The sequence below is a fragment of the Frigoribacterium sp. AC394 genome, assembly GCF_979258095.1.
Genome location: NZ_OZ409834.1, coordinates 1,166,166 through 1,177,869, shown reverse-complemented (window position 1 = coordinate 1,177,869; position 11,704 = coordinate 1,166,166). Strand labels below are relative to the sequence as shown.

Annotated in this window: 11 protein-coding genes; 5 read left to right on the top strand and 6 right to left on the bottom strand. The window is 71.9% G+C overall.

The annotated features are described in order from the left end of the window. Window positions 1–71: 71 nt before the first annotated feature. Entirely contained in the window at window positions 72–773 is a 702-nt protein-coding gene (locus ACZZY9_RS05415) for an endonuclease/exonuclease/phosphatase family protein (protein WP_463463282.1), read from the top strand. 123 nt (window positions 774–896) lie between these two features. Here the strand turns inward: ACZZY9_RS05415 and ACZZY9_RS05410 are convergent, their stop codons facing one another. Then, window positions 897–1,178, bottom strand: a complete 282-nt coding sequence (locus ACZZY9_RS05410; RefSeq protein WP_463463281.1) for a hypothetical protein — start codon at window positions 1,176–1,178, stop codon at window positions 897–899. A gap of 315 nt (window positions 1,179–1,493) precedes the next feature. On the opposite strand from ACZZY9_RS05410, the gene ACZZY9_RS05405 reads away from it, so the two are divergent. Next, window positions 1,494–2,330, top strand: coding sequence for an aldo/keto reductase (locus ACZZY9_RS05405; protein WP_463463280.1), 837 nt, complete (start codon window positions 1,494–1,496; stop codon window positions 2,328–2,330). A 120-nt stretch (window positions 2,331–2,450) separates the two neighbouring features. Further along, a complete protein-coding gene (locus ACZZY9_RS05400) occupies window positions 2,451–3,290 on the top strand; it encodes a Pr6Pr family membrane protein (protein WP_463463279.1) in 840 nt (279 codons plus the stop codon). Here the strand turns inward: ACZZY9_RS05400 and ACZZY9_RS05395 are convergent. Together ACZZY9_RS05395 and ACZZY9_RS05390 are read right to left on the bottom strand one after the other, a co-directional pair. Continuing rightward, window positions 3,179–4,807: a flavin monoamine oxidase family protein gene (locus tag ACZZY9_RS05395; RefSeq protein WP_463463278.1), complete on the bottom strand. Its 1,629-nt coding sequence runs from the start codon at window positions 4,805–4,807 to the stop codon at window positions 3,179–3,181. The genes ACZZY9_RS05400 and ACZZY9_RS05395 overlap by 112 nt on opposite strands. Before the next feature lie 83 nt (window positions 4,808–4,890). Next, window positions 4,891–5,688: an alpha/beta fold hydrolase gene (locus tag ACZZY9_RS05390; RefSeq protein ID WP_463463277.1), complete on the bottom strand. Its 798-nt coding sequence runs from the start codon at window positions 5,686–5,688 to the stop codon at window positions 4,891–4,893. Window positions 5,689–5,774: 86 nt separating this feature from the next. Between ACZZY9_RS05390 and ACZZY9_RS05385 the strand changes: the two genes are divergently transcribed. Both ACZZY9_RS05385 and ACZZY9_RS05380 read left to right on the top strand, forming a co-directional pair. Further along, entirely contained in the window at window positions 5,775–6,470 is a 696-nt protein-coding gene (locus tag ACZZY9_RS05385; protein ID WP_463463276.1) for an NAD(P)H-hydrate epimerase, read from the top strand. Window positions 6,471–7,007: 537 nt separating this feature from the next. Continuing rightward, the gene (locus tag ACZZY9_RS05380) at window positions 7,008–7,967 is read left to right on the top strand and encodes a hypothetical protein (protein WP_463463275.1); all 960 of its coding nucleotides are present in this window, start codon (window positions 7,008–7,010) and stop codon (window positions 7,965–7,967) included. 306 nt (window positions 7,968–8,273) lie between these two features. Here the strand turns inward: ACZZY9_RS05380 and ACZZY9_RS05375 are convergent, their stop codons facing one another. The 3 genes from ACZZY9_RS05375 to ACZZY9_RS05365 all read right to left on the bottom strand — a co-directional run bounded on the left by ACZZY9_RS05375 (window position 8,274) and on the right by ACZZY9_RS05365 (window position 11,692). Further along, window positions 8,274–9,737 carry a DHA2 family efflux MFS transporter permease subunit gene (locus tag ACZZY9_RS05375; RefSeq protein WP_463463274.1) on the bottom strand — a complete coding sequence of 488 codons (1,464 nt, stop codon included), beginning with the start codon at window positions 9,735–9,737 and terminating at the stop codon, window positions 8,274–8,276. 132 nt (window positions 9,738–9,869) lie between these two features. Further along, window positions 9,870–10,745: an ABC transporter permease subunit gene (locus tag ACZZY9_RS05370; RefSeq protein WP_463463273.1), complete on the bottom strand. Its 876-nt coding sequence runs from the start codon at window positions 10,743–10,745 to the stop codon at window positions 9,870–9,872. Further along, entirely contained in the window at window positions 10,742–11,692 is a 951-nt protein-coding gene (locus ACZZY9_RS05365; protein WP_463463272.1) for an ABC transporter ATP-binding protein, read from the bottom strand. The genes ACZZY9_RS05370 and ACZZY9_RS05365 overlap by 4 nt, the downstream gene beginning before the upstream one ends. Window positions 11,693–11,704 lie beyond the last annotated feature (12 nt).

The window sequence follows — 11,704 nt, the reverse complement described above, 5'->3', positions numbered from 1 at the left end:
GCCGTCCCCGGAGCGAATATCGTGCCGAATCTGCACGTCGTCGAAACATCGGTGGGCTAGGTTCGGTCCCCGTGAAAGAAGAAGACGGCAACTCGATGCGCGTGATCAGCTACAACCTCCGCGAGCACACGGCGAAGGGCGAGATCGAAGGCCTGGCGCGCGACCACCGAGCCGACGTGCTCTGCCTGCAGGAGGCCGACACGAACGACATCCCCGAGCGGCTGGGCGACCTCGTGCTGGCGGCGTCGACCCGCAACAACCGGCTCGGACTCGCGGCGTACTACCGCCCCGACCGCTTCGAGCTGCTGGGCTCGCAGGTGTACGCCCTGAAGAAGTCGATGCACGACCGGGTCATGTCGCCCGCCCACGAGCGGCTGCTGGCGATGCACCTCGCCGACCGCGTGTCGAAGACCGACGTGCTGGTCGGCTCGTTCCACGCCGCTCCGCTGACCGCCACGAACGGGCTGCGCCGCAAGCAGGTCTCGTCGGCGCACGAGCTCATGCGGGCGCTCGCGCCGCGCGCGCCCATGCTGATGGTGGGCGACTTCAACTACCCGTGGTTCCACCAGGGGCTCCGCAAGCGGATCGAGCGCGACGGCTTCATCCTGACCCGCAGCGACTCGCCGACCTACCTCGGCTACCGGTACGTCAAGGGTCACTTCGACTTCGCGACGAGCATCGGCCTCACCATCGACGACATCGTCACGCTGCCGGCCGGCATCTCCGACCACCGGCCGATCCTCGTGCGGGCGCAGGGCCTCGCGACCTTCTGAGTCGCGGGCGGTCGTCCGAATCGCGGACGACGCAGAACCGCCCGATCGGCTGAGCCGGTCGGGCGGTGCGTGCGTGTCGGCCGCCGCGGGGCGGGCCGGGTGCCGGGGTGGCCGGCTGCGGGATCAGGCGGCGAGCAGCAGTGCCGCCGTGTCGACCGAGTAGGCCTGCACGATGGTGCGGCTCGGCTCGCGACGCCAGCTGCGACCGGGGATGACCCAGCCCTCGGTGCCGGAGACCGTGACGGTGGCGCCGACGCGGACGGCGTCGGTCACGACGTCGCTCCAGGCGCGGACGGCGAACTCGGCGCCGCGGGCGTCGACGACGACGAACTCGGCGAGGCGGGCGGTGGTCAGGGTCGGGACGGTGGTGACCGTGCCCGTGATGGTGGTGATGGTGCTCTTCATGTTCGGTTCTTTCGATGTGCTCTACGGCACGCAGCGTCTCGGCTTGCGTGGGCCGTCGTGATGCGACGGCGGTGCGGACGGTGTCCGGTCGGGCCCGTGTCACGACGATCGGAGGAGTGAGCACCCGTGAGGGGTGGCTCCGATGGTGTCGTCGGGCTGTTCGGATCAGGAGGCCGGTGTGGACTCGGCCAGAGCTGTTCCGGGAACGATCAGAGAGGATCTGTTCCAAGCGACTCATGACAGTAACACACCCGGGGTACAAGCACCAGGGTCTTTCTTGGAAGCATCGAGCCGCCCCGGTGGTTGGCTTATGACATGACCACGATCCCCACCATCACCCTGAACAACGGAATCCAGATCCCCCAGCTCGGGTTCGGCGTCTACCAGGTCGACCCGGCCGAGACGAAGGACGCGACGCTCGCCGCCTTCGAGGTCGGCTACCGCCACATCGACACCGCCGAGATGTACGGCAACGAGGCCGGCGTCGGCGAGGCCATCGCCGAGAGCGGTCTCGACCGCAGCGACATCTTCGTCACCTCGAAGCTCAACAACGGCTTCCACAAGCGCGACGACGCGCTCAAGGCGTTCGACGGCACGCTCGACGCCCTCAAGCAGGACTACGTCGACCTGTTCCTCATCCACTGGCCCCTGCCCGGCATCGACGTCGACTACATCGAGACCTGGAAGGCCATGGAGGAGATCTACGCCAGCGGCCGCGCCAAGTCGATCGGCGTCTCGAACTTCCAGCAGCCGCACCTCGAGCGCGTCCTCGCCGAGGGCTCGGTCGTGCCGGTCGTCAACCAGATCGAGGTGCACCCCTACCTCACGCAGGACGCGCTCCGCGAGTTCGGCGTGTCGAAGGGCATCCACACCGAGGCCTGGTCGCCCATCGCCCAGGGCGGCGTCCTGAAAGACGAGACCATCACCGAGATCGCCGAGCGCGTCGGCAAGTCCACCGCTCAGGTCACGCTGCGCTGGCACATCCAGCGCGGCGACATCGTGTTCCCGAAGTCGGTCACCCGCTCGCGCGTCGAAGAGAACTTCGACCTGTTCGACTTCGAGCTGACCGACGCCGACGTCACGGCCATCACGGCCCTGAACAAGGACGAGCGCACGGGCCCGAACCCCGACGAGTTCAACTACATCCCGTAAGCAGCCGCTGCTGGGACCCCGGCCGGGCCGCCGCGCATCTCGCGCGGCGGCCCGGCCTCTGTCATGGGGCGCTAGTACGCTCGGTCCTTTCGAGACGACGGCCTGGGAGTGTGTGACGACGTGCGACGACTCGTGGGCGTGCTCCGGCTGGCCGCCGCCGCCGCGGGGCTCTCCGCCCTCGTCTCGTACTTCGTCTACGTGCTCGGGTTCAGCACCTTCAGCACCATCAACTACTTCAGCTACTTCACGCAGCAGAGCAACATCGCCAACGTCGTGGTGCTGACCGTCTCGGGCGTGCTGATGCTCAGAGGGGTGCCCGAGCCGCGGTGGTTCGCCTCGCTGCACGCGCTCGTGACGACGTACGTGATCGTGTCGGGCCTGGTCTACGGCGTGATCGTCATCGAGTCAGCCAGTCACAACTACACGATCGGCGTGCCCTGGTCGAGTCAGGTGCTGCACTTCTACCTGTCCACCTTCGTGCTGATCGACTGGGTCTTCGCCCCCGGGCGCACGCGCGTGCGCTGGCGGCTCGTGCTCGCCGCGCTGCCGTTCCCGATCGTCTGGGGGCTCTTCACGATCTGGCGCGGTGCACGGGTCGGCTGGTACCCGTACTTCTTCCTCGACCCGGCGCAGGTGCGCTGGCCCGACGAGTTCGTGCTCTACAACGGCATCGCGATCGGCACCATCATCGGTGTGACGGTCGGGCTCGTCGCACTCAGCCGTCTTCGTCCGCGGAACCGGCCCGCGGTGCCGGGCGCGCCTCCTCGGATCCCCTCGATCAGGGTCGGGGCCGGTCTCTCGCCGGAGGCGCGGCGCAGGCCGGTCGGGGGCCGCCGGTCGGTCGCGACTCAGCTGCCGGGCGTCGCCTCACCGGATGCGGGGGTCTCGCCGGGTGCAGGGGTCTCGCCGGGTGCCCCGGTCTCACCGGGTGCGGGGGAGGCCGACACGAGGTCGAGGTAGGGTGCCAGCGATGCGAGGGCGGCGGTGACCGCCTCGTCGTCGTCGAGTGCGGCCGTGGCGCGCCCGGCGTCGCCGCCGGTCAGCGAGACGAGGACGGGCTCGCCGGTCGCCGGCAGCAGGTTGACGAACAGGCGGTCGCTCGCCGTGTCGTCGAGCACGGCCCAGACGGTCGCGTCGGTCGACCAGAAGGCCCGGTCGAAGCGCAGCCAGAGGACCTCCTGGTCGCCCATGCCGAGCGACTCGATCGCCGACGCGTAGGCCGCGGGCAGGGCGGGCTCGAACTCGACCGCGCCCTGCTTGAGCACACCGAGCGGCAGGGTCGAGACGACCCGGTCGGCCGACATCGACTCTCCGGTGGCGAGCCGGAGCCCCACCCCCTGGTCGCCGTACTGGATGCGGGCGACGGTGCTGCCGCGGAGCACGTCGAGGCCGTCGAGCAGACCCGTCACGAACGTCTCGAGGCCACCGGTGACCAGGGTCGCGTCGAGAGGCAGCAGATCGTCGCCGACCTGCGTCATCGCGAGCTCGCCGGCCTCGGCGCCGTACCGCGCCGGCACGACGCGGTCGAGGAGGAACGCGACACGATCGGCGTCGGAGACCCCGGTCGCATCGGGCGTGGTCGAGACCCGGTCGGCGCCGGACTCGGCGAAGACCTGACGGGCGGAGCGGCCTGCGCCCGTGCTGTCGCCGCTGCCGCCTGCTCCGCCGCCGGTCGCACCGCTGTCGGAGCCGTCGGTGCTCTCGGCCCAGGAGACGGCTGTGCTCAGGGCGGTCGCGACGGCCTGCGTCAGATCGGTGGGCGTTCCGTCGGCGGTGCGGGCCTCGAGCTGGGCGGTGCCGGTGCCGGTGCTGGTGCCTGTGTCTGGGTTCGTGCCGGTGCTGGTCTCGCGGAGGCGCACGGTGTCGACCCCCGCGAGGGCGAGCGCGCCGACGAGCGCCGGAGCCGCCTCGCCGAACAGGGTCGACACGCCGAGCTCGACGGCGAAGGGCCAGTCGTCGTCGGTGACCGTGTGGATGCGGCCCCCGATCCGGTCGCGGGCCTCGACGACCACGACGTCGAAGCCCCGGTCGGCCAGGGCGCGGGCGGCGGTGGCCCCGGCGATGCCCGCGCCGATCACGATGACGCGCTCGCCCTCGGAGGCGACCGCGGCGATCTCGTCGGCGACGTCGAAGCCCGAGGCCCTCGCGCCGTAGACGGTGCCGGCGTGACGGGAGGCGACGGCCTCGCCGGCGAAGAACAGGCGGTCGTCGAGCGACCCGGCGAGCGTCAGACGGTCGGTGATCGTCGACCCGGTGGCGAGGTAGCTCGACGACCCGCCGGACAGCGCGTCGTCGGCCCACGAGCTCCGGAGGAACCCGGCCGCGGCCAGACCGGCGGGCACCGTCGGATCGACGGTCGGCGTCGGAGCGCCGCTCGTGGGCGCGGGGGAGGGCGCGTCGGGGGTGCAGGCGGCGAGCACGAGCACCGCGGCGCCCGAGAGCGAGCCCGTCAGGAACGCGCGACGACTGATGCCCATGGTCCCGTCATTCTGGCAGCCCGGCACGCTGTCCGCGCACCCCGCGCCTCCTCGGCTGCTCTCGCCGCGCCTCCTCGGCCCGGTCAGGCGTCGACGGCCTCGAGATAGGTGCGGAGCAGGTCGGTGACCTGATCGACGGGGAGCAGCGACGACGCGTGATCCTGACCGACGAGCGAGTAGAAGGCGGCGGCCGGCATGCGCCGTGCGGCCTCCTGCGACTCGCGGTGCCGGTCGACGTCGCGGGTGCCGGCGAGCAGGAGGGTGGGCACGGTCACCGAGTCGAGCTGGTCGACGGTCAGGCCGCCGCCGGTCTCGGCCGCGGTGAAGAAGGCGGCCAGCGCCTCGGGGTCGTCCTGCATGAAGGCGAGACGGGTCTCGGGGTCGATCGGACGGCCGATGGTCTCGCCCCACCGGTCGACGAAGCGGGCCATGCCGCCGGTGGTGAGCGCCTCGTGCCAGTCGGGAGCGAAGGTGGCGCCGATGTTGCCGTTCATGGGGGCCCAGCTGCCGCCGATCGTCGTCAGCGTGCGCAGCAGCCGCGGAGTGTGGGCCGCGATCGAGAGACCGATGCGGGCGCCGAACGAGTAGCCGACGTAGTGCGCCGGCTCGAGCCCGGTCGCGGAGAGCACCGCCTCGACGTCGCCGCGGTGGAGGTCCATCGCGTACGACGCGGGATCGTGCGGCTTGCCGCTCTTGCCGTGACCCCGCATGTCGAGGGCGACCACCGTGAAGTCGCGCTGCAGATCGCGCAGGTAGCCGAGCCCGCGCCAGGTGCCGCGCGAGAGGCCGGAGCCGTGCACCAGCACCAGGGGAGGGCCGTCGCCGTCCACCTCGTAGGCGATCTCGGTTCCGTCGACGGGGTTGTTCGCCTGAGCACGCATCCGTCCAGTCTGGCAGCAGGGCGGGCGTCGGCGCCTCGCGTGCGGCGAGTCGGCGCCTCGCGTGCGGAGAGGGGCAGAGTGGAGGCATGACTGATGCCTGGACCGCCGCCCAGATCCGTGCCGCCGAGAAGCCGCTGCTCGAGGCCGGGGAGCCGCTCATGCAACGGGCCGCCGACGGGCTCGCGGGGGTCGTGTCCGGGCTGCTGCGCGCCTCCTCGGCCCCTCGGATCCTGCTGCTCGTCGGCAGCGGCGACAACGGCGGGGACGCCCTCTACGCCGGCGAGTCGCTGGCGCGTGAGTTCGTGCCCCGGGGCGCGGTGACCGTGGTGCCCACCGGGTCGCGTTTGCACGAGGCGGGGCTCGCGGCCGCCCTGGGCGCCGGCGCGACGGTCGACGCGCTGGGCCCCTGGACGGACCCCGCGGCGGCGCCCGGACTGCTGCGCGGGTACGACGTGGTGCTCGACGGGATGGTGGGCACGGGCGCCAGCGGCGGGTTGCGAGGGGACGCACGGCGCGTGGTGGCGGCGCTGGGCGGGGGTGCGGGGTCTCCGGGGCCCGCCGTGGGGGTGCCGGGGCGTCCGCTGGTGGTCGCGGTCGACCTCCCCAGCGGCCTCCATCCTGACGACGGATCGGCCCAGCTGGTGCTCCCGGCGGACGTGACCGTCACCTTCGGCGGACGCAAGGCGGGGCTCCTGCGCGGCAGCGGGCCAGTGCTCGCGGGCCGCGTCGTCCTGATCGACATCGGTCTCCGCCTCGGCGCCCCCGAGCTCTCCACCCCCTAGCCCCACCCCCGCGCCCCCCGCCCGCGCCTCCGCGCGCTCGCCCCCCCGCGCCCCCCGCGCCCCCCTGCCCGCGCCCCCGCGCGCTCGCCCCCCACCCGCTCCGCTCGCGCCCCCTGCGCCCGTCCCCACCCGCGCGCGCCCCCGCTGGCAACTCCTGCCTCCCGTCGCCTGCACGGGCCGGGTTGCGCGGTGCCCCCGCGACGTGCGGCAGCGAGCAGGAGTTTCCGACGCCGGCCTCCGGGTCTCGACCCGGGTGGCGGTACCTATGCGCACCTGAACGGTGCGTCCGGCACTCGCAGTCCTCTCCGGCGGCTGGTCGGCAACTCCTGGCTGCGGTCGTCGTGACCGGTGCGTTCGCCGGGCCGCTGCTCTCGTGCGCGCAGGGGGCAGGAGTTGCCAGCGCCGGGTCTCGTCATCCCAACGTGAGGGGCCGTGCGTGGTCGATCCCTCGTCCCCAGACGGGCCAATTCCCCGTCTCTCCACAGTTCCGAATTCTTCGGCACGGAGCCGGGCGGGTCTTGGGCACGCTGTGTCGGCATGACCACGATCGCCGAACTCGTCACCTCCGCCGGGGGCCTCCTGCACAAGCGCGACCTGGTGGCTCACGGGGCCACCGACCGGCACCTCACGGCCGCCGTCCGCTCGCGGGGCGTGTCCCGGCCCCGAAGGGGCTGGTACTCCACCTGGGACCGAGCCGATCCGCGATACGTGGCCGTCAGCATCGGTGGGCGACTGACCGGTGCCGCGGCTCTCCACACGCTGGGTGCCTGGGCGTGGACGCGTCCGCCGATCACGGTGTCCGTGCCCGAGACGGCTTCGCGCCTCCGGCGGCGTCGCGGCATCCGGGTGGTGTGGGACCCGCTCGATCTGAGCGAGAGGGGCAGCGCCTGGTCGGTCGACCCCCGTGACGCTCTCGCCAGGGCCGTCGTCGAGGCGCGATCACTCGAAGACGCCGTGATCCTCGTGGACTGGGCCCGGCAGGCCGGCGTGGTTCTCGACGACGACGATGCCGCGGAGGTCCTGTCTCGGAAACACGCCGACGCAGCGGGACTCGTCGCGTGGAGCGAGGGAGGCGCGGAGAGCATTCTCGAGAGCGCCGCCGGCACTCGCCTCAGGTGGGCCGGGCACCACGTGCGCCGCCAGGTGCCCGTCGGACGTTCGCGGAAGATCATCGACATGGTCGTCGACGGGATCATCGGGTTCGAGACGGACGGGCGGCAGCACCACGAGAAGAGGTTCCACGAGGACCGCCTCAAGGACGCCGCGATCGCGCGCGAGGGCCGCATCCCGTTCCGGGCAGGCACGCTGATGGTGCGCGACACGTGGGAGGAGACGGCAGCGGCGATCGATGCTCTGATCTTCACCGCGGGAGGGCCGAGACCCGTCGTACGCGTCGGCAACTCCTGCCTGCCGCGAGTCCTCGGGCCGCGCGGGCGCAGACACTGGCGGCTCGCCGTTCCGCGGCGCCGCAGGGAGGAGGAGTTGCCGACGGGGTGACTGGCGTGGGGGAGGTGGAGCCTCCGACGGGGTGAGCGGCGCCGGCGGAGGTGCCGACGGGGTGAGCGGCGTGGGGGAGGTGGAGTCTACGACGGGGTGAGCGGCGCCGGGGGAGGCTGGGCGTCGCCGACGGGGCGGGCACCACGCCGGGGGCCGGGGCGTGCCACGCCCGGGGCCCGGGTCGCTGCTCCAGGGCCCCGGGCGCACCGTGCGTGGGTCCCGGGGCGCCACGCCAGTGGCCCCGGGCGCACCGTGCGTGGGGCCGGGGCGCGCCCAGGGCCGCGGGGCGCGCCCGGGGGTGCGGGGCTAGTGCGCGACGGGCGGGGCGTCCTGTGCGGGGCGGCGGACGAAGAACGCTCCGACGACGGCGAACACCGAGATGATCGCTCCGACGAGGAACGCCGCCCTGACACCCGCTCCGGTCGCGGCGACGTCGACCACGCCACCGCGCGCGGCGGCCGTCGTCGCGAGGGTCATGACCGTGATGAACACCGCCGTCCCGGCTGCGCCGGCCAGCTGCTGCACCGTGCCGACGATGGCGCTGCCGTGCGAGTACAGGTTCGACGGCAACGAGCCGAGCCCCGACGTGAAGAGCGGGGTGAACATCAACGCGAGTCCGATGCTGAGGGCGACGTGCGCGCCGAGGATCATCGGGATCGGGGTCGCCTCCGAGACGGTCGACATGAACCACAGCACGGCGCTGACCAGGATGGTGCCGGGCACCAGCAGGACGGTGGGGCCGTGCTTGTCGAACAGGCGTCCGACCACCGGAGACAGCAGCCCCTGCACGAGCCCGCCGGGCAGCAGCAGCAGACCGGTCGACAGCGGGTCGAGGCCGTGCACGTTCTGGAGGTAGATCGGCAGCACGATCAACGTGCCGAACAGCGCGATCATGCCGATGCCGAGCACGGTCGCCGAGATGGTGAAGGTGCGCGACGAGAAGGTGCGCAGGTCGAGCAGGGCTCGGTCGTGGCGCTGCAGCGAACGCTGACGCAGCACGAAGACGACGAGCGCGACGGCGCCCACGGCGAGCGGCACCCACGCCGGCACGGCGGCTTCAGCACCCTCGCCGATCGAGCTCAGCCCGAACACGATGCCGCCGAAGGCGAAGGCCGACAGGATCACCGACAGCACGTCGAGCGGCACCTTCTTCGGTGTGGTCACGTTCTTCACGCGGGCCGCGCCGAGCGCCAGGGCGGCGAGCGCGATGGGCAGCACGAGGATGAACATGAAGCGCCATTCGAGCACGCTGAGGATGACGCCCGAGATGGTCGGCCCGATCGCCGGAGCGACCGAGATGACGATCGAGATGTTGCCCATCGTGCGCCCGCGGGTCGCCGGCGGCACGAGGGTGAGCACCGTCGTCATGAGCAGCGGCATCATGATGGCCGTGCCCGAGGCCTGGACGACGCGGCCCAGCAGCAGCACGCCGAAGCCGGGTGCGACGGCCGAGATGGCGGTGCCGAGGCTGAACAGGCTCATGGCCGTGATGAACACGGGTCGGGTGTTGAACCGCTGCAGGAGGAACCCGGTGATCGGGATGACGACGGCCATCGTCAGCATGAAGCCGGTGGTCAGCCACTGGCCGGCCGTGACCGTGATGTCGAGGTCGCGGGTGAGGCTCGGCAGGGCGACGCCCATGATCGTCTCGTTCAGGATGACGACGAACGCCGACACGAGCAGCAGGCCGATGACGAGCTTGTTGCGCGCCGCCGTCCCGTCGTCGTCGAGGTGCTCGGTGGTCGTCGTCGGGGATGTCGCGCTGGTCAAATGGGGCTCCTCGAGGGTGACGGCGGGTGTGCCTGTGCGTCCGAACGCACGAGACGGTCCGGTTCTTCCCGATCCGTGAGGATGGGTCGAACCGGACCGTCCACAGCGCCGAGGAGGCGCGGTGCGGGTGGGTCAGACGTCGCGGCGCTTGACGAGGGCGAGCCCGGCCGCGAACAGCGCCACGACCCAGCCGACGAGCACGAGCAGCGCCTGCCAGGGCTCGAGACGGATCGCTCCGTCGACGGCGGGACCGGACAGCATCGAGCTGCCGTCGACCACGTACTCGTAGATCCGCGAGGCGGCGGTCGGCGGGATGAACTCGTTGAGCGAGTACACCCAGGTGCCCGAGACGAGGCCCATGGCGAACGAGAACAGGATCGGCACCACGAAGACGACTCCGATGGCCGCCGCGATGGCACCCGTGCTGTTGCGGATGATCATGCCGAGACCGAACGCGATCATGGCCATGAACGCGACCGAGGCGGCCGCGCCGAGCATCGAGAGCCAGTACTTCCCGTCGGCGAGGTCGAGGTCGATGTCGACGCCGCGCAGCAGGGGCACGGCGAGCAGCGACGTGATGGCGAGGCTGATCGCCGAGACGACGAAGGTGCCGATGGCCACGATGATGAGCTTCGCGATGAGCGCCGGCGTGCGGCGGGGCACGGCCGCGAAGGTCGAGCGGATCATGCCGGTGCCGAACTCGCCCGTGATGATCAGCGCGCCGAGCACGGCGGCGACCAGCTGCGCGAAGGCGACGCCGATGGTGGTGACCGACGCCGCGAGCGACTGCTGCTGCTCGGGCGTGGACTCCATGCCCTCGAAGCCGGAGGCGACGGCGCTGAACAGCGCACCGAAGCCGATGATCAGCACGGCGATGATGGCGAAGCACCACACGGTGGAGCGGAGGCTCCGGAGCTTGATCCACTCGGAGCGCAGGACGCCGCCGAAGGTGACCCCGCCCCCGGCGGAACGCGGACGGGACTGTCTGGTGGGAGCGCTGGTGCTCATCGCTGGGCCCCTTCGTTGGTGGGGGACGCGGCCGTGGTGGGCGCGCCTCCGGCGTGGTAGTCGACGGAGTCCTGCGTCAGGGTCATGTAGGCGTCTTCGAGCGAGCGGACCAGCGGGGTCAGCTCGTGGAGGACGATGCCGGACGAGGCGGCGAGTTCGCCGACGCGCTCGGCGGTGATGCCGCGGAGCTCGACGAGGCCGGGCTCGACGGGGGTGACGGCGACGTCGTGCGTCTGCGCGAGTCGGACGAGGTCGTCGGCCCGCGGGCTGCGGACGCGCACGGCTTCGCCCGAGGCCTGGGCGATGACGTCGCTGACGGGGGAGTCGGCGAGCACGCGACCACGGCCGAGGACGATGAGGTGGTCGGCGGTCTGCGCCATCTCGCTCATCAGGTGCGACGAGAGGAACACGGTGCGCCCCTCGCCCGCGAGGTGCCGCGCCAGGGTGCGCACCCAGACGACGCCCTCGGGGTCGAGACCGTTGACGGGCTCGTCGAGGATGACCGTGGCCGGGTCGCCGAGCAGGGCCGCCGCGATGCCGAGGCGCTGCCCCATGCCGAGCGAGAAGCCGCCGACGCGCTTCTTCGCGACCGATTCGAGACCGGTCAGGGCGATGACCTCCTTGACGCGGGATCTGCCGATGCCGTGGGTCGCCGCCATGGCGAGCAGGTGGTCCGCCGCCGAGCGGCCGCTGTGCACGGCCTTGGCGTCGAGCAGCACGCCGACCTCGTGCAGGGGTGCGGTGTGGTCGGCGTAGCGACGGCCGTTCACCGTCACCGAGCCGGCCGTCGGCCGGTCGAGCCCGACGATCATGCGCATCGTGGTCGATTTGCCGGCGCCGTTCGGTCCGAGGAACCCGGTCACGAGACCGGGCCTGACGGTGAACGACACGTCGTCGAGGGCGAGCTTGGCGCCGTACCTCTTGGTCAAGCCATGGGCTTCGATCATCGGTGGGATGTC

Bases quoted from the DNA above. Each gene is read 5' to 3' on its own strand.
- ACZZY9_RS05395 (WP_463463278.1), bottom strand. From the start codon at position 4,807: ATGGGCATCAGTCGTCGCGCGTTCCTGACGGGCTCGCTCTCGGGCGCC.
- ACZZY9_RS05385 (WP_463463276.1), top strand. From the start codon at position 5,775: ATGACTGATGCCTGGACCGCCGCCCAGATCCGTGCCGCCGAGAAGCCG.
- ACZZY9_RS05380 (WP_463463275.1), top strand. From the start codon at position 7,008: ATGACCACGATCGCCGAACTCGTCACCTCCGCCGGGGGCCTCCTGCAC.
- ACZZY9_RS05370 (WP_463463273.1), bottom strand. From the start codon at position 10,745: ATGAGCACCAGCGCTCCCACCAGACAGTCCCGTCCGCGTTCCGCCGGG.
- ACZZY9_RS05365 (WP_463463272.1), bottom strand. From the start codon at position 11,692: ATGATCGAAGCCCATGGCTTGACCAAGAGGTACGGCGCCAAGCTCGCC.
- ACZZY9_RS05390 (WP_463463277.1), bottom strand. From the start codon at position 5,688: ATGCGTGCTCAGGCGAACAACCCCGTCGACGGAACCGAGATCGCCTAC.
- ACZZY9_RS05405 (WP_463463280.1), top strand. From the start codon at position 1,494: ATGACCACGATCCCCACCATCACCCTGAACAACGGAATCCAGATCCCC.
- ACZZY9_RS05410 (WP_463463281.1), bottom strand. From the start codon at position 1,178: ATGAAGAGCACCATCACCACCATCACGGGCACGGTCACCACCGTCCCG.